The sequence below is a fragment of the Nonomuraea sp. NPDC050790 genome (genome assembly GCF_044456745.1).
In the GTDB taxonomy this organism is placed as follows: Bacteria; Actinomycetota; Actinomycetes; order Streptosporangiales; family Streptosporangiaceae; genus Nonomuraea.
The window spans coordinates 118,630-133,084 of record NZ_JBITGF010000009.1 but is presented as its reverse complement, the minus strand read 5'-3'; the positions used below and the strand labels follow the sequence as shown (position 1 = coordinate 133,084).

At 69.3% G+C, this 14,455-nt stretch carries 16 protein-coding genes; 5 read left to right on the top strand and 11 right to left on the bottom strand.

The window, feature by feature from the left end:
* Window positions 1-289: 289 nt before the first annotated feature.
* From ACIBEJ_RS39310 to ACIBEJ_RS39295, 4 genes are all read right to left on the bottom strand, one after another.
* Window positions 290-1,759, bottom strand: a complete 1,470-nt coding sequence (locus tag ACIBEJ_RS39310; RefSeq protein WP_397188038.1) for a hypothetical protein — start codon at window positions 1,757-1,759, stop codon at window positions 290-292.
* Window positions 1,759-3,099: a KGGVGR-motif variant AAA ATPase gene (locus ACIBEJ_RS39305; protein ID WP_397188037.1), complete on the bottom strand. Its 1,341-nt coding sequence runs from the start codon at window positions 3,097-3,099 to the stop codon at window positions 1,759-1,761. Before ACIBEJ_RS39305 ends, ACIBEJ_RS39310 begins: the two co-directional genes overlap by 1 nt.
* A complete protein-coding gene (locus tag ACIBEJ_RS39300; protein ID WP_397188036.1) occupies window positions 3,096-3,572 on the bottom strand; it encodes a hypothetical protein in 477 nt (158 codons plus the stop codon). The genes ACIBEJ_RS39305 and ACIBEJ_RS39300 overlap by 4 nt, the downstream gene beginning before the upstream one ends.
* A 96-nt stretch (window positions 3,573-3,668) precedes the next feature.
* On the bottom strand, window positions 3,669-4,256 hold the full coding sequence (locus tag ACIBEJ_RS39295; RefSeq protein ID WP_397188035.1) for a DUF6461 domain-containing protein: 588 nt from the start codon (window positions 4,254-4,256) through the stop codon (window positions 3,669-3,671).
* Between the two features lie 67 nt (window positions 4,257-4,323).
* On the opposite strand from ACIBEJ_RS39295, the gene ACIBEJ_RS39290 reads away from it, so the two are divergent.
* Entirely contained in the window at window positions 4,324-4,974 is a 651-nt protein-coding gene (locus ACIBEJ_RS39290; RefSeq protein WP_397188034.1) for a maleylpyruvate isomerase N-terminal domain-containing protein, read from the top strand.
* 5 nt (window positions 4,975-4,979) lie between these two features.
* On the opposite strand, the gene ACIBEJ_RS39285 is transcribed toward ACIBEJ_RS39290, so the two are convergent.
* The 4 genes from ACIBEJ_RS39285 to ACIBEJ_RS39270 form a co-directional block, all read right to left on the bottom strand.
* Complete coding sequence (locus ACIBEJ_RS39285) at window positions 4,980-5,423, bottom strand: SRPBCC domain-containing protein (protein WP_397188033.1); 444 nt, start codon at window positions 5,421-5,423, stop codon at window positions 4,980-4,982.
* Between the two features lie 12 nt (window positions 5,424-5,435).
* On the bottom strand, window positions 5,436-5,777 hold the full coding sequence (locus ACIBEJ_RS39280; protein ID WP_397188032.1) for an ArsR/SmtB family transcription factor: 342 nt from the start codon (window positions 5,775-5,777) through the stop codon (window positions 5,436-5,438).
* Window positions 5,774-6,226 (bottom strand): SRPBCC domain-containing protein, encoded by a 453-nt coding sequence (locus tag ACIBEJ_RS39275; RefSeq protein WP_397188031.1) that lies wholly within the window; start codon window positions 6,224-6,226, stop codon window positions 5,774-5,776. Before ACIBEJ_RS39275 ends, ACIBEJ_RS39280 begins: the two co-directional genes overlap by 4 nt.
* 141 nt (window positions 6,227-6,367) lie before the next feature.
* On the bottom strand, window positions 6,368-6,760 hold the full coding sequence (locus ACIBEJ_RS39270; protein WP_397188030.1) for a hypothetical protein: 393 nt from the start codon (window positions 6,758-6,760) through the stop codon (window positions 6,368-6,370).
* Between the two features lie 208 nt (window positions 6,761-6,968).
* Between ACIBEJ_RS39270 and ACIBEJ_RS39265 the strand changes: the two genes are divergently transcribed.
* Together ACIBEJ_RS39265 and ACIBEJ_RS39260 are read left to right on the top strand one after the other, a co-directional pair.
* Window positions 6,969-7,316, top strand: coding sequence for an STAS domain-containing protein (locus tag ACIBEJ_RS39265; RefSeq protein WP_184959005.1), 348 nt, complete (start codon window positions 6,969-6,971; stop codon window positions 7,314-7,316).
* Window positions 7,313-8,038: a glycosyltransferase family 2 protein gene (locus tag ACIBEJ_RS39260; protein ID WP_397188029.1), complete on the top strand. Its 726-nt coding sequence runs from the start codon at window positions 7,313-7,315 to the stop codon at window positions 8,036-8,038. The genes ACIBEJ_RS39265 and ACIBEJ_RS39260 overlap by 4 nt, the downstream gene beginning before the upstream one ends.
* Before the next feature lie 147 nt (window positions 8,039-8,185).
* On the opposite strand, the gene ACIBEJ_RS39255 is transcribed toward ACIBEJ_RS39260, so the two are convergent.
* The gene (locus ACIBEJ_RS39255) at window positions 8,186-9,040 is read right to left on the bottom strand and encodes an NAD(P)-binding domain-containing protein (protein ID WP_397188028.1); all 855 of its coding nucleotides are present in this window, start codon (window positions 9,038-9,040) and stop codon (window positions 8,186-8,188) included.
* Between the two features lie 55 nt (window positions 9,041-9,095).
* Between ACIBEJ_RS39255 and ACIBEJ_RS39250 the strand changes: the two genes are divergently transcribed.
* Window positions 9,096-9,431: a winged helix-turn-helix transcriptional regulator gene (locus tag ACIBEJ_RS39250; RefSeq protein ID WP_397188027.1), complete on the top strand. Its 336-nt coding sequence runs from the start codon at window positions 9,096-9,098 to the stop codon at window positions 9,429-9,431.
* Here ACIBEJ_RS39250 and ACIBEJ_RS39245 read toward each other — a convergent pair.
* On the bottom strand, window positions 9,428-10,855 hold the full coding sequence (locus ACIBEJ_RS39245; RefSeq protein ID WP_397188026.1) for a serine hydrolase domain-containing protein: 1,428 nt from the start codon (window positions 10,853-10,855) through the stop codon (window positions 9,428-9,430). The genes ACIBEJ_RS39250 and ACIBEJ_RS39245 overlap by 4 nt on opposite strands.
* A 91-nt stretch (window positions 10,856-10,946) precedes the next feature.
* Between ACIBEJ_RS39245 and mptB the strand changes: the two genes are divergently transcribed.
* The gene (gene mptB / locus ACIBEJ_RS39240; protein WP_397188025.1) at window positions 10,947-12,353 is read left to right on the top strand and encodes a polyprenol phosphomannose-dependent alpha 1,6 mannosyltransferase MptB; all 1,407 of its coding nucleotides are present in this window, start codon (window positions 10,947-10,949) and stop codon (window positions 12,351-12,353) included.
* On the opposite strand, the gene ACIBEJ_RS39235 is transcribed toward mptB, so the two are convergent.
* A complete protein-coding gene (locus ACIBEJ_RS39235; protein ID WP_397188024.1) occupies window positions 12,235-14,439 on the bottom strand; it encodes a hypothetical protein in 2,205 nt (734 codons plus the stop codon). The genes mptB and ACIBEJ_RS39235 overlap by 119 nt on opposite strands.
* Window positions 14,440-14,455 lie beyond the last annotated feature (16 nt).

Sequence of the window (14,455 nt, the reverse complement as noted above, 5' to 3'; positions counted from 1 at the left end):
CTGTGTGGGGGGCCGAGCCCCCCACGGCCCCCTGCCGGGGGCCCGCCCCCGGTCCCCCGGGTGTTGGCCGGGCACGGTGGGAAAGGCGTGGTCCTCGCGGGTGGGGGCGCGCTGCGCGCGCTGGAGCGGTCGGGCTGGTCTGTGTGGGGGGCCGAGCCCCCCACGGCCCCCTGCCGGGGGCCCGCCCCCGGTCCCCCGGGTGTTGGCCGGGATGGGAATCCAAGTGCGCCATGGGCCAAACACACGGGACCCGACTCACCATGCGCTGGTTGCGTCGGAGAGTGGTTGATCAGGACTTGACCTTTGGCACTCCGCCCTTGCGGCCAATCGAAAAGGCGATCCGATAAACGTCGGGCAGATCGATGCGGCCATCCTTGCGACGTCTCATAACGCCCAACTCTATGAGCTCTTCAATGAGTTCGGGATATCGGTCCGGGTATCGTGGACCGGTCCGCACTTTACCGTTGGGAGCCTTGCCTTCGAGTCTGTACTCCGTCTGTTGACGCAAGGTCTCTGTCAGTCCACTCTCCGTCCATAGGTGTATTACCGCGCTCTCATCGATCGGTACTTGCTGTCCTGTCAGGGGCGCGATGGCCACTGGCACCCACGGCAGGTCTTCCTTGATTTCCGCCACGCGGGTGGCCGATGCGGCTTGTACTCCACGGCGAATGCCTTCATGGTGGATGGCATATTCATGTGCGGCGTACCGTGCGATGGTTTCTTCCACGGCCTTGGTCAGTGCGCTGAGGAAGCTGCGTGGGCTGACCTGTTCCGCACCGTCCATCAGATGGTTGGGCAGCCAGGTGTACGTGTGGCCTTTGCGGAAGTTGGCGCCCATGTAAGGGCCGGCGATCGCGGTGAACAACTCGGTCTGTTGCTGTTCGTCGCCGAGTAGAAACGGCGGTGGGAGATGTCGTTCGCTCGTGGCTTCGATCCAGCCTGGTACCGCTGCTCGGAATCGCTCCACGACCGGAGAGTTCTTGTTGTTTCCCAGATAGTGGAACAGCAGGCCGTAGAGATTGGTGGTCGACCATTTGAGGCTGGCGGCGTTTGCGGCAAGCTTCGATGCGTCGGGAAACGAGAGCGCGCCGTCGAGCATGTCGGGCCTGATGAATACCTTGAATCGAATATTGCGGGTACTCAGTCGTAGCTCCAGGGCAAGCTGGAGAATCCCTCTGACGAGTTGATCCGCTTGTCGGCGGTTGTGATGAAGATGCTCCAGTGCGTCAAACAGGACGAGCCGCAGCGTTCCGTCGGCGGCGGCCTGACGGTCGGTTTCCGCGATGGTCCGATCTCGTTCGGCAGGATGTTCACGCGTCCATCGCACGCGTTCGCCCCACGAGGAGATGTTCTTGAGTTCCGGCACGTCAAGCGTGGTGAGCAGCACCGCGTCCCACAGGTGCCTCGGGTCGATGCCACGGTCCACGAGATCATGGAGCTCTGCGGATCCGGGATAGTGTTCTGGAAGGTTGTCCGCGCCATAGCCGGGATGGGCCGTCACATGTGCCAGCCGATCGATTCGGTACTCGTCCGCTGCTACGGCACGCAGTTGGTCCTCAAGGAGTGACCGGAACCAGAAGGTCTTCCCCACACCTCGTCCACCCTTTACGACGGTGGTGTCCACGTTCAATGCGAGACGGTGACTGTCCGGCGTGAACAACGTGGTCACGTCGGGCCTCACGGTGTCCGCATCCTGTGCGTCGGGCAAGGAAGTGCTCAGCAGTGTGCGGAGTTCCTCGACTCCGAGTTTCGCGATCATTACAGCCCTCCGGTGATGAGGGGCGTGGCCGTCGTCAGGAACTCGCGATAGGCCGCCTGCACAAACGTGCGTTCGCTCCAGCCGGGATCGGTCGCTCCGTCGAGACCGACCAATTCCTGGGTGAACAGGATAGAGATGGGGTAGTGCGGGGCCGATGTGTCCTCTGGGCTTGGGTTGAAGCCGGACACGTCGCCGGGGGGTAGATCGTCGTAAAGGACCGAGAAGCATGCCCACGCATGTTCACGGAAGGATTCCAGGTAGTGGACGCGTCTCTCGTCCGGAACCATCGATGCGATCATTCGGAGTTTCTCGCGGATCGCCTCGGCCTGACCTGATGTCCGCCACGCCGTGAAAAGGTCGTTGTAGCCCTGCCACGTTTGGTTGCTGTCGGAGCCGAAGAGCAGGGCGAGGTCACATAGCCGTGAGATGGCGATCGCGGCGATGTCGTGAATGCCGGCACGACTGTCGAGGAGAACGATGTCAGGCGCTCGACTTCGTTCTGCGACAGCCGCCTCGCAAGCTGTGACCGAGTGCTCCAGTCGATCCGCAAAAGAAGGCAGCGTGCTTCCTGGAGCGTCCGCGTAGACGCGGTTGAGCTTGTCGACATAGGCGTATGGAACTCCCTCCGAGCCTCGTCCGCGCGCCGGAGCGACCCACAGCTCACCGTTCCCTGTCAGCGGCACGCCGGAGGCCCGCTCAACAAGATCAAGCCCTTCGGCGTTGCCAATGGCGAACTCAACGAGATGGTCGACAAGCCCGTAACGGGGCATCGCTTCTTCATCAAGGAGGAGAGGGCCGGAACCAGGTGATTCCAGGTCGAGATCTACGACTAGGACGCACCATCCCTGATTGGCGAGATGTTTTGCGAGCATGAACGTCGCTGTGGAGCGGCCGACACCGCCCTTGAACCCATAGAGCGCAACGCGCGCCGTTCGGGTGTCCGTCGCCTCAGACGAGGGAGTGGTGACGTGGGCCCAGTCCTCACCCACCACGGTGTTGTCCAGCGCGCGAATGCGTCCCTGCCCTGGCCGGTTCTCCAAGCCTGGCTCATCGGTCACACGTGGCGAGTCGAAGACAGCCTCCGCCGCGAAGAGCTCCGAGGCGAGCACTACGGTGTTCGGCGCGGCATACAGGCCAAGTCGGTCCCTGAGTTCGGCTCGCCATCTCTCGACGTCCGCTTGCTGCAGTTGCTCAGACCGGTCGTCGAGAGCGAGGCAGAGGCGGCCCAGAACATCGCGTATCAGGACGCAGTTGATCCCCTTCGCCGCGGCCTCGTGCGCTGTGGCAAGAGCGATGGGCCGGGCTTCGTCAAACCGGACGATGCCGTGTGCAGGACTCACTGGAGCAGCCCCGTGATGAGTGTCTGCTGATGCATGGTGAGGATCTGTGCAGCAGCGCTCTTGCGTTCGTCCACAGTGGTGAGGCTGAGCGGGGGGTTTCCGTGATAGCGATCTGCCACGTCCCAGTTGGCGAAGGGCGCACTGGAGTTCAACATAGCGGCCAGTGTGCTACCTGACCGCCCATGAACGAGAGTCGCCACGTCGGACCAGAGCCCGGGCAGATGCTTGTGCTGCTTAGGCTTGCCGCTCGCATCGGGAGTCCACGGACATGGGGATGGCTTCCCACCCGGTTTGAGTGGTGCCATGGTCGCGTTGAGGTGTCGTAGCAGCAGACTTTTCAGCGCACATTCCACGGAGAAACCGTAATGGTGGTCGGCGTTGGGCAGCCGACCATCGTCGTGCAGGTAGACCGCATCGTCGTAGTGGCGGAGGGCTGCCTGCGCGAAGTGTTCCTCGGGGGGCGTCGGAAGCACGCTCAGATCCTATTCAGCGGCCGTGGCCCGGGTGTTCCTCATCGAGTAACCGGCTTACGGACCCTGTGTAATCACCGATGGCGGACACGACTTCACTCAGGGCCGTACCGATGGAGCTTCCCCGCACAAGAACGTAAGCCCACCCAGCAGCTCAGGCGTGATGCGAAGGCCGGTGAGGCGTTCGGCGAGGGCGAAGGAGGCGGCGATGAGGGGGAAGGTGAAGTCGACGTCCTCCAGCGTGGCGTCGTCGCGCAGGTCGTAGCCGATGTCCACCATGTCGGTCAGCAGGGCGTCGGGGGTGCTGCCGCGCCGGTCGTTGGCGTAGAGCGGGTCGAAGTCGAGGCGGACGTCGCCGTCCTCCGCCCAGAAGAACCGGTATCGCCCGTTCCCGACCTCGCAGTGGGAGACGACGCGGGTGCCCGTGGAGACGGGGATCATCGCCTCCGCGGTGACGCCGAGCCGGCCGTCGCTCTCGTAGACGAGGGTCCAGTCCGCGCCGGGCACGGCCGCGGCGCCGAATGGCACGCCCTCGCCGAGCCTGCGCCGGGAACGGGTCTGGGCGTCGACCCGGGCCATGAACTCCTCGGGCGTCAGCCCGCGTACCAGAGTCAGGCAGTAAGGATCGTCGAGGGCGCCGCCGTCGGCCCAGGCGTAGTCGGTCGTGGTCGGCATCGCTGCGGTCATCCGTTGATCTTAGGAAGGGATGGGCCGTGCGTGGTGCGGGATCGTGTCACCGCATAGCCTGCCGGATGTGGATCTCTTCTCGCGTTCCTGGACGGCGTTGCGTACGGCGGTGGCCGAACTCCCTGACGAGGACTTCGCGAAGCCGTCCGGCTGTTCCGGATGGCTGGTACGTGACCTGGCCTGCCACCTCGTCATCGATGCCCAGGATGTCCTGATCACGCTCGTGACTCCGGCCGAGACGCCGCCGAACCGCGACGCGGTGACCTACTGGGAGGTCACCGGCACCCCGCCGACCGGCGAAGATCCGCTGGACGCGCTGACCGTGCGGCTGGCGGCGGCCTATGGGGAGCCGTGGATGCTCAAGTTCCACCTGGACGACGTGGGGTCGGCCGCCGGGCGCGCCGCCGTACTCGCTGATCCGGGGGCTTGGGTCGGCACCAAGGACATCGTGATCACCACTGGTGACTACCTGTCCGCGTACGTCATGGAATGGACCCTCCACCACCTCGACCTGATCGCCCACCTGCCCGACGTGCCGGGACCGCCCGCCGAGGCGCTGGCCGAAGCGCGCGGGATGCTGGAGAAGATCGCCGGGGCGCCGTTCCCCGCGTCGTTCTCCGACACGGACGCCCTGCTGGTCGGCACCGGACGGCGGGCCCCGACCGAGGACGAACGGGTGGCGCTCGGTGAGCTGGCCGTCCCGTTCGTCCTCGGGTGAGGGGCTCAGCCCCAGTTGTCGATGTGCACGTCGTCCGGGTACGGCGCGCCCTTCCCGGTCTCGACCAGGGACTTCAGGCTCATCAGGAAGACGGCCCACTTGGTGCTGCAGTGGTGCATGAACTCCACCGGCTCCGCCCAGCCCGTGTGCCGGAACAGGACGATGGTCTGGTCGTCGGCACGGTCGAGGTCCCAGGTCACGTGGGTACCGATCCACTCCTTGGGCCCGCCGACGACCTCCCAGTCGACGCGCGTGTCCGGCTGGAGTTCGCGGACCTTCATGTCGAACCCGTCCGACTTGAACCGGAACAGGGCCACCCCGCCGACCTCGTCACCCACGCCCTTCGTGTCGGCCGTCCACCAACCGGCGAGTCCGCCGACGGTGGTCAGGGCCGCGTAGACCTCGGAAGCCGGGGCCTTGATGCCCACTCTGTGAAGGATGTCCACCATGTCGAGCTCCTTTCACTGATCTTCTTTGCCACGCTGGATCGCCTCGGCGATCCGCTTGATGCGCCGCAGCCTGGCGTCCCACGCCGCGCCCACCGCGGACAACTGGGCGACCGCGCGCGCGAGTTGCGCCTCGTCCACCTGGTACCGCCTCTCCCGTCCGTACGGCGCCGCGTGCACCAGACCGGCGCGGTCGAGCACGCCGAGGTGTTTGGCGATGGCCTGCCGGGTGACCGGCAGCCGTTCGCTGAGGCTGGTGGCGGTGCCGTCGCCGTACGTCAGGAGCAGGTCGAGGATCCGCCGACGGGTCGGGTCGCCGACCGCGGACCACAGGTCGTCGTCGACGGCGGCACTCACCGCGCCGACACCAGCTTCGTGATGTACTCCCCGAGCCGCGGCACGAAGGTGTCCCAGCCGATGCTGTGGTCGCGGTAGCACTCCTCGAGCTTGGCCGCCTCCCAGCCCATCTCCCGGAACCCGGTCTCGGTGAGCCGGATCCGCGTGCCCCCGTCTGACGGGGTGAGCTCGAAGGTGACCAGCAGGGAGGCGGCGGAGTCGTCGATCGTGCCGCCCGGATGGCACCACCGGAACGAGAACAGCCGGGGCGGCACCGCGTCGACCACCGCGAACGGCACGACCTCCGCCCGATCCCCCCACACGAGCTCCCCGACGGCGCCGGGCACGGGCTCGATGGAGGCGTCGTCGCTCCACCACTGCGAGATGTGCTCGGGACGGCTGACGACCTCGTAGACCACTTCCGGCGCGGCCTCCACCTGGATCTCCCGCTCGATACTCCCGTACTCCATGCTCTCCACCCCTCGTCCATTCGCAACCTTTGGTTGCATATCAAGCTACCCCAGCTCGACCGAATCCGCAACCATTGGTTGCGTGTTGGCTGGTCGAGCAGTTGGGAGACGGGGGACGGCCGACCGGCCACCGGAGTGATCTCAGGCGGGGGAGGGGATCCGGGGGGTGCCGAAGGATTCGGACATCGCGCGGAAGGTCGGGCAGGGCCAGCGCCACATGCAGCTTCTGCAGCGCAGGATCGGGTGGGCCGTGTCGCTCGTGATCCCCCCGGCGTCACGAGGCTGGTGCAGGTCGAGCAGGCGCAGGCCGAGTTCGGCGAAGGCCAGCACGGTGTCCTTGGCGTCGCCGAGGAAGTCGAGGTCCTCGCCGGCCAGCCTGGTGCGGACGGGGACGTAGCCCTCGCTGTTGAGCAGCCCCCGCAGGCGGCCTGCTTCGTCGTGCCACGAGGTGGCCTTCTCGGTACGGGTGAGGATGGCCTCCAACTGCTCGCGCAGGCGCTGGCGCTGGAGATCTTCGGAATGCTCTGTCGTCATGTGTACGCTCGGGCCCCTGGCTTCCGTGATGCGTTGTTCCTGACCAGGAGGGCCCGGGCAACCCCCCTTTCCGGCACGTGCCGGTGTCACAGTGTCAAGCTTCGCGTACTCTCCGTTTTGATGAGGCCCAAACGCGGGACAAAAACCCGGCGTTCCACTATCGGCGTGAGAACGTGACCAGACGCCTCGACCCCGCTAGCCTGCCCATGTGGAGCTCAAGGTCTCGACTCGATCACATGCCGGCCATGCACTCGTTGCGATCGCCGGTGAAATCGACCTCTATACGGCGCCCCGCCTGCAGCAGGAGTTCACTCGCCTGCTCCAGGACGGGCCCAATCGCGTGGTCATCGACATGTCCCTGGTGGAGTTCTGCGACTCCACGGGGATGAACGTGCTGCTTTCGGCACTCAAACGCATGAAGGAGCAGGGGGGTGAGCTCGACGTGGCCGCCCCGCGCCCCGCGGTGCGCAAGATTCTGCAGGTCACCGGACTCGACTCGGTGTTCACCGTGCACGATGAGGTGCCCGAGGAGTTTCTGATCTCCGAGGGGTCATGACGCCGGACACCGCGGTCGTCATCCCGGCCAAGAACGAGGCCGACCGCATCGGCGCGACCGTACGGGCGGCTCTGGAACTGCCCGGGGTCGATCTCGTCGTGGTCGTGGACGACGGCTCGCTCGACCAGACGGGCCGGGTGGCGCGGGCGGCGGGGGCCAGGGTGGTGCGGCACAGCCGTAACCGGGGCAAGGCCGCCGCCATGGAGACGGGCTCGGAGGCGGTTCGCCTGCTCGACGGCGACACGCCGCGGCACCTGCTGTTCCTGGACGCCGATCTCGGCGAGTCCGCGCGTACGGCTGCCGCCCTGATCGAGCCGGTACGCGCCGGCAAGGCGGACATGTCCATCGCGGTCTTCGCCACCCGGGTACGGCTCGGCGGCCACGGCATCGTCGTCCGCCTGGCCAGGGACGGCATCCGGCGGGCCACCGGCGGGTTCGAGGCGACGCAGCCGCTCAACGGCCAGCGCTGCCTGACCAGGGCGGCGTTCGAGGCGGCCAGGCCGCTGGCCCACGGGTTCGGCGTGGAGACGGGGCTGACGATCGACCTGGTGCGCAAGGGCTACCGGGTGGCCGAGGTCGAGGTCGAGATGGCCCACCGGGCCACGGGCAACGACTGGCGTGCCCAGTTGCACCGTGCCAAGCAACTGCGGGACGTGGCCCTGGCCCTGGCGCTCCGCGAGCCGGCGGTCCGCGGCGCCCGCACCAGACGCCCCTCCGGCTGAACGCCGGCGGCACCACGGCAGGCTGAACCAAGCAGGTCGAACCAAGCAGGCTGAACGGCAAGCAGCACGCCCGTTACCCCGGTTCCGGTCCTCAATCGCACGTGTTGCGGACGCTGACCGGCGGTTTCGGCTGCCCGGCGTGCGCCGTTACGGCCGCTTGCGGAGAAGCTCGACCAGAGACGCGATGCTCTGGTCGGCGCGTCCCTCCGCCACGGCCCGCCTGAGCAGGTCGTGCAGCGGCTCGTGCCAGGTGACGTCCAGGTCGCCCTCCCGCCCCATCTCGTGGTCGTACGGAATGGCCTCGTGGAACAGCCCGAGCGCCGACTCCGGATCGGCGTAGTCGCCGCTGTCCACGGCCTCGGCCAGGTCGGGCAGCAACTGGATGATCATCTCCAGCCACTTCGCCTCGTACCGCACCAGGGAGCTCGCCGGCAGCCCGCGCGAGGTGACCAGCGCCGCTCCCTGAAGGAAGGCGACGACGGTGGGCAGCAGCGTGCCGCCCACGGCCATCTCGTAAAGCCCGGCCAGATCCGGCTCCTCACCCAGGAACACGGTGTCACCGCCCAGGACCCGCAACGTGGGCACGTGCCGGTCGAAGAGGGCCCGGTCGCCGCTGTAGTAGAGCAGGGTGTCCGGCAACCCGACCGCGGAGGGCACGTTCTTGATCGCGCCCGCGAGGAAGTCCACGCCGTGCCCGGCCGCCCAGACCGAGGTCTCCCGCGCGCCGGCCGGAGTGCCGGAGTTCAGGGTCACCAGGGCGCGCACCTTCCCCGCCACGGGTTCCAACGCCTCCCGCGTGGCGTCAAAGGTGGTCAGAGCCCCGATGACCAGCTCACTCGCCGCGACGGCCGCCGCGACACCCGCCGCCCGCTCCGCGCCCTCGGGCGTCGGTCTGTCCGCGGAGCGGTTCCATACGGTCGTGGGATGCCCGGCGTTCACGAATGCCCTGGCCAGAGCGGTGCCGATGGCGCCCAGGCCGATGATCGTCACTGGAGTACTCATGGCAGCCATGCTTCTCGCCTAGCGCACATTTCATCAAGTACCTACTATTTTGTTCGTGAAGAAGACGCGCTACACCTGCGGTCTCGACGCCGCCATGGACGTGATGGGCGGCAAGTGGAAGGTGCTGATCCTGTGGGCCCTGTACGACGGCCCGCGCAGGTTCGGCGAGGTGCGGCGGGAGGCGCCCGGCATCAGCGAGCGCATCCTCGCCCTGCAACTGCGGGAGATGGAGAAGGCGGGACTGGTGCTGCGTGAAGACCATCACCAGATCCCGCCCAAGGTCGTGTACTCGCTGACCGACTTCGGCTCCTCGCTCCTCGCCGCGCTCATCCCGCTGGGGGACTGGGGTGAGGAGCACATGGCCCGCATCGAGGCCATCCCACGCGACTAGCCGGTGAAGGGAGCCGTGCGGCGTCGGGCGCGGACGGTGTGGAAGACGCGGAGACCGGCCACCACCAGGGCGGTCACCGCGGCCGTGGCCGACCAGACGAACAGGGCGGGCCAGGCGTAGGAGATCTGGGCGAGGGTGCCGGAGCGGTTCATCAGCAGGCCGAAGAGCTCGGCCAGACCGGCGAACAGGGCCACCGGCAGCGCGTACGGCGCCAGCCGTACCGCAAGACGCCAGGTCGCGCGCCCCGAACGGCGGCGCGCCCAGGTGCGGGCCCGGTAGCCGCCCAGGACGCCGAGTGCCAGCGTGAGCAGGGTCATCCCGGCCAGGATCGGGTCGGCCGTGGCGGTGAAGGGGGCGAGCCCCTGGTCGGGGCGGCCTTCGGCGAGGTCGACCAGGCCGTCGGCGATGATCGAGGCGTCGTCTCCCGAGACCATGCCGGTGTTGGTGACCACGGCGATGCCGTAGCCGCTGCCGGGCAGCAGGACCTGCGCGGAGTTGTGGGTGAGCAGCCAGCCGGTGTGCTTGAGCATGGGCCTGCCGCCGGGGGTTTCGGTGCCGGCCCAGCCCATCGCGTACGCGCTCCCGCCGACGCCGGAGGGCTGGTGGGTGGCCTTGATCGCGGCCTGGTCGCCGTTCTGGGCGATGAGCCACCTGCTCATGTCGGCGGCGGTGGAGACCATGCCGTAGCTGCCGTTGATGAACCAGGTGGGGTGCGTGCGCGGCACGACCTGGCCGTAGGCGCGGACGTAGCCCTTGGCGGCGCCGGGCAGTTCGCGGGTGGTGTCGACCGTCTTCGTGGCGTTCATGCCGAGCGGGCGGAAGACGCCGGCGGCCATGTGCTCGGCGAACGGGCGTTTCACCACGACCTCGACCAGGCGGGCCAGGAGCGAGTAGTTGGGGTTGTGGTAGTGGTACCTGGCGCCGGGCGCCGAGTCCAGCCCGGCGGTGCGCAGCATGGCCACCGAGTCCTTCAGCGTCGCGGGGGCGTCGAGCGTCAGCTCGGGGAAGCTGCGGTCGGACATGCCGGAGGTCTGGTTGAGCAACTGCCTGACGGTGATCTTCGCCGCGCGCGGGTCGGCCATGGTGAACTCCGGCAGGTACCGCCTGACCGGGGCGTCGAGCTCCACCTTCCCCTCCTCGGCCAGCTTGGTGACCGCGAGGGCGGTGAACGACTTGGAGACCGAGGCCAGCGGCATCGGGGTGTCCTTCGTGATCGCCGCGCCGTCGGCAGTGTGGCCGTAGCCCGCGGTCAGGACGACCTTGTCGCCCTTGGTGACGGCGACCATGGCCCCGGGCAACCCGGTCCGCTCGACGTAGGCGCGTACATAGGAGTCGAAGCCGGTGTTGTCGTCGGCGGCGGCCGTACCCGCGGCGGAAAGGAGGAAAGCGCCGGTCAGCGCCGTGATCACCATCGTGGTTCGCATGAGGAAAAGGTAGGAATCCGGACCACCCTCGCGGATTGCCCGATCGGCAGCCGTGTCCCCCGACTTTCGTCAGGTGTGCTGGAATTTGCGGGTGACCTCCGAGATCAGGGCCTTGAGCGCGTCCTTGTGCACCGCGGCGAGCGTCCTGCTCACGATCGTCATCGGGCTGCTCGGGCCGTCGGCGGTCGTCCCCGACCTGGGCGGGCCCTCGCTCGGCCTGCACCCCGGCCCCCACCTCGTGGTCGGGCTGGCCGCCGCGGCGATCGTGCTGGGCGGTCTCGGCCTGCTCGGCGGCCTCGCGTACGGCTCGCGCCTGCCCGCCAGGCTCCTGGTCGTCCTCGGCTGTACGGCTGCCGCCGTCCTGGCCTTCCTCCCGCCCTCGGGCTCGGCCGACCACCTCAACTACGCCGCCTACGGCCGCATGGTGGCGCTCGGCGTCGACCCCTACACCCACGGCGCCGCCGACCTGCCCGGCGACCCGATCGCCGCGGCCGTGGAGGAGCCGTGGCGCGAGGAGGCCAGCGTCTACGGGCCGGTCGCGACCGCCGTCCAGGCGCTGGCCGGATGGGTGGGTGGCGGCTCGCTGTGGCTGACCGTGCTGGTGCTCGCGCTGGTCAACGCCGCCGCGTTCATCGTCACCGGGCTGCTGCTCGACCGCTTCACTCGCGACGACCCCGGCCGCAGGCTCCGCGCCGCGCTGCTGTGGACGGCCAACCCGCTGCTGCTCTACCAGCTCGTCGCCGGGATGCACGTGGACACGCTGGCCATCGCCTGCGTGGTCGCGGCCCTGCTGGCCAGGGCGCGGCCCGCGGGGTCCGGGCTGTTGATGGGGCTCGGGGTGGCGGTCAAGCTCAACGCCGGGATCGTGGCGCTCGGCCCCGCCTGGGAGCTGCGGCGGCGGCCGCTACGGCTGGCGCTGATGGCGGGGGTGGCGCTGGCCGTGGTCGTGGCCGGGTACGCGCTGGCCGGGCTCGCCGCGCTGGAACCGGTGACCAGGACCAGCAAGGCGATCTCGCACGCCTCCTACTGGAAGCCGTTCCAAGCGATGTTGCAGGCCGTGGTGGGGGAGGGCAGCGCGTACCGGGGGGAGATCCAGGTGGCGTCGCTGCTCGTGCTGGGGCTGCTGGCGTGGGCGCTGTTCCGGGCGTTGCCGGGGCGGGACGCGCCGGCCGTGGCGGCGGTGCTGTCGGTGGCCTACGTGTTCGCCACGCCGTACATCCTGCCCTGGTATGACGGGCTGGCCTTCGCGATGGTAGCGATGGCGGGGGCCTCGCTGGCGGACCGGTTGCTGGCGGGGCATCTGGTGATCCTGTCGCTGGCGTACCTGCCGGCCAGGATCGAGATGCAGCCCGCCGACCTGGAGTGGCTGCGGACCGTCGTCAGGCAGCAGGTGGCGCCGTGGGCGCTGCTGGCGCTGACGCTGGCTCTGGCGGGATGGGCGTGGACAACTGCAGCGCGCGCACGGACGCGGCCACGGACAGCGGCACCGCCACGGTGAGCGCCATGGCCGGGATCGCGATGCCCGAGTCGTTGATCAGGAAGCCGACGAAGGCGCAGGTCAGCGCGCCGAACAGGCCCGCCCGCAACGGCGGCGCCAGCCGGTAGGCCTGACCGAGCGCGGAGGCGCCCCAGCGGGAGGGCCGGTTGAGCACCAGGAACAGGAAGGCCAGCGCCACCAGCGACAGCAGCGTCAGCGACCAGTTGCCGACGGTCACGCCGACCATCGCGCCGAACTTCCTGGCGATCACCGTCCACGCCTGCCCGTCGAGGATCTGCTGGACGAAGTTCCCCAGGTGAGTGCGCTGCGCCACCGGCCGCATGAAGTCGAAGACCATGATCGAACCGATCAGCAGCGCGCCCGCCACGCCCACGACCAGCAGCTTGCCCACCGAGACCCGGCGCCCGGACAGCAGGATCAGGAACACCGCCAGCCCGATCACGAACGCCGGAACGCCGCCGAAGTCCGCCCCCCACCCCGGCCATCCATCGGCGAACACCGCGAACATCCCATACGCCGCGCACACCCCCAGAGCCAGCCAGGTACGCGCCCTGAGCAGCCAGGCGACGCCCGACAGCGCCAGGATCGTGCCGGTGGACTGGATGGCGAAGGCGATGTTGCTGAACCCGTAGAAGCGGCCGCCGGTGACCGGCTCGTACCCGCTGACGGCGTTGACCTGCAGCCTGGAGCCGGTCATCACGTCAACGAGCAGGGCCAGCGAGGTCACGCCCGCCACCACGGTGAGCGGGCCGAGCACCGCCGCCCGCCACGGCCCCGCGAAGGCCAGCCCGGTGATCAGCCCGGCCGCCGCCACGATCGTGACGATCAGCGCGAGCATCGGCGCGGGCAGGCTCCACCAGGGCACGAGCTGAGCCAGGAACGTCGACACCGCGATCGAACCGGCCAGCACCGACACGACCTGGACGACCACGAGCAGCCGCGACGCCGCCGCCCCGCCCTCGTCCTGCGGCGCCTCGCCCCGCGCGCGGCGACGGCGCAGCGCGAGGGCGGCGAACAGGTAGAACAGCAACTGGACCACGACGAACACCGCGAAGAACGGCCCGCGTACCTCCCGCAGCACCTGGCTGGCGAGGTCGGCGTCGGCGAGCTGGGCGACGGTCTCCTCGGTGGTCTCCGGCGCGGCGCCGCCGTCGTTCCAGGCCCGGCCGACGACCGCGCGCGGCGCCTCCAGTCCGAGCGCGCCGATCGCGGTGGCGGTCAGGTCGGTGATGGTGACGAGCGCGTCCTGCCGCGTCGAGGCCGCGGTGAGGAAGCCTCGACGGTACGGCGGGCCGCCGGGAGAGGGCCCGGTGGCCATGGCCACGTGCAGATGGGCGGCCGGCGAGGTGTCGGAGACGCCGCCGACCAGGACCGTGCTCCCCTGGGGCACCCGGGCCAGCAACGTGCCCACCCGCCGGTCCGCCTCGGCCGCCGCGGTGGCGCGGGCCGCGGCCGGCAGGCCGGCGGGCACGCCGTACTCGTCCTGGGGCATGCGGGCCCAGGCGGCGGCGAGCGCGTCGGCCTCGAAGACGATCAGGGAGTAGCCGGTCAGCTCGCCGAGCCCCTCCACGTTGTCCGCATATTTCGGGATCCGGCCGCTCTTGTCGGCGGCGGCCAGCGCCGCCCCAGGACCCACGGCCCCCACGGCGCCGCCCGAGTCGGCCACGAGCTGGCCCAGCGTCCCGAGGACCGCGCCGTAACCGGTGCCGGACTGGTAGGCGGCCAGCGACTCCCACCCGGGAACCCGGGCGCCCGCGCCGTCCTGCTCCGGCCGAGGCGCCGGGGCGCAGCCCTTGCCCGCGGTGCCGGAACGCTGCCCGGCCCCGACCGTCAGCCAGCCCGCCACCGGGCAGGTCACGCCCCGCTCCGGCGGCGGCACCGCACGCGTCGACATCGAGGCCGAGCCGCCCGCGGCGACCAGCTTCCACAGGTTGGGGGTGCGCGAGGGGTCGAGGTCACCCCATTCCAGACCGGGCACGCCGACCAGCACGACCCGGCCGCGTGGGGCGGCGGCAGCCGTACCGGAGCCGAGGACGCCCGCCAGGACGGCGCCCAGCACCAGAGCGGCCAGGAACCGACGTGCCATGAGCGCAACCCCCGCA

Coding starts and splice junctions, on each gene's coding strand:
- ACIBEJ_RS39260 (WP_397188029.1), top strand. CDS start 7,313: ATGACGCCGGACACCGCGGTCGTCATCCCGGCCAAGAACGAGGCCGAC.
- ACIBEJ_RS39245 (WP_397188026.1), bottom strand. CDS start 10,855: ATGCGAACCACGATGGTGATCACGGCGCTGACCGGCGCTTTCCTCCTT.
- ACIBEJ_RS39255 (WP_397188028.1), bottom strand. CDS start 9,040: ATGAGTACTCCAGTGACGATCATCGGCCTGGGCGCCATCGGCACCGCT.
- ACIBEJ_RS39275 (WP_397188031.1), bottom strand. CDS start 6,226: ATGGAGTACGGGAGTATCGAGCGGGAGATCCAGGTGGAGGCCGCGCCG.
- ACIBEJ_RS39235 (WP_397188024.1), bottom strand. CDS start 14,439: ATGGCACGTCGGTTCCTGGCCGCTCTGGTGCTGGGCGCCGTCCTGGCG.
- ACIBEJ_RS39295 (WP_397188035.1), bottom strand. CDS start 4,256: ATGACCGCAGCGATGCCGACCACGACCGACTACGCCTGGGCCGACGGC.
- ACIBEJ_RS39310 (WP_397188038.1), bottom strand. CDS start 1,759: ATGATCGCGAAACTCGGAGTCGAGGAACTCCGCACACTGCTGAGCACT.
- ACIBEJ_RS39270 (WP_397188030.1), bottom strand. CDS start 6,760: ATGACGACAGAGCATTCCGAAGATCTCCAGCGCCAGCGCCTGCGCGAG.
- ACIBEJ_RS39285 (WP_397188033.1), bottom strand. CDS start 5,423: ATGGTGGACATCCTTCACAGAGTGGGCATCAAGGCCCCGGCTTCCGAG.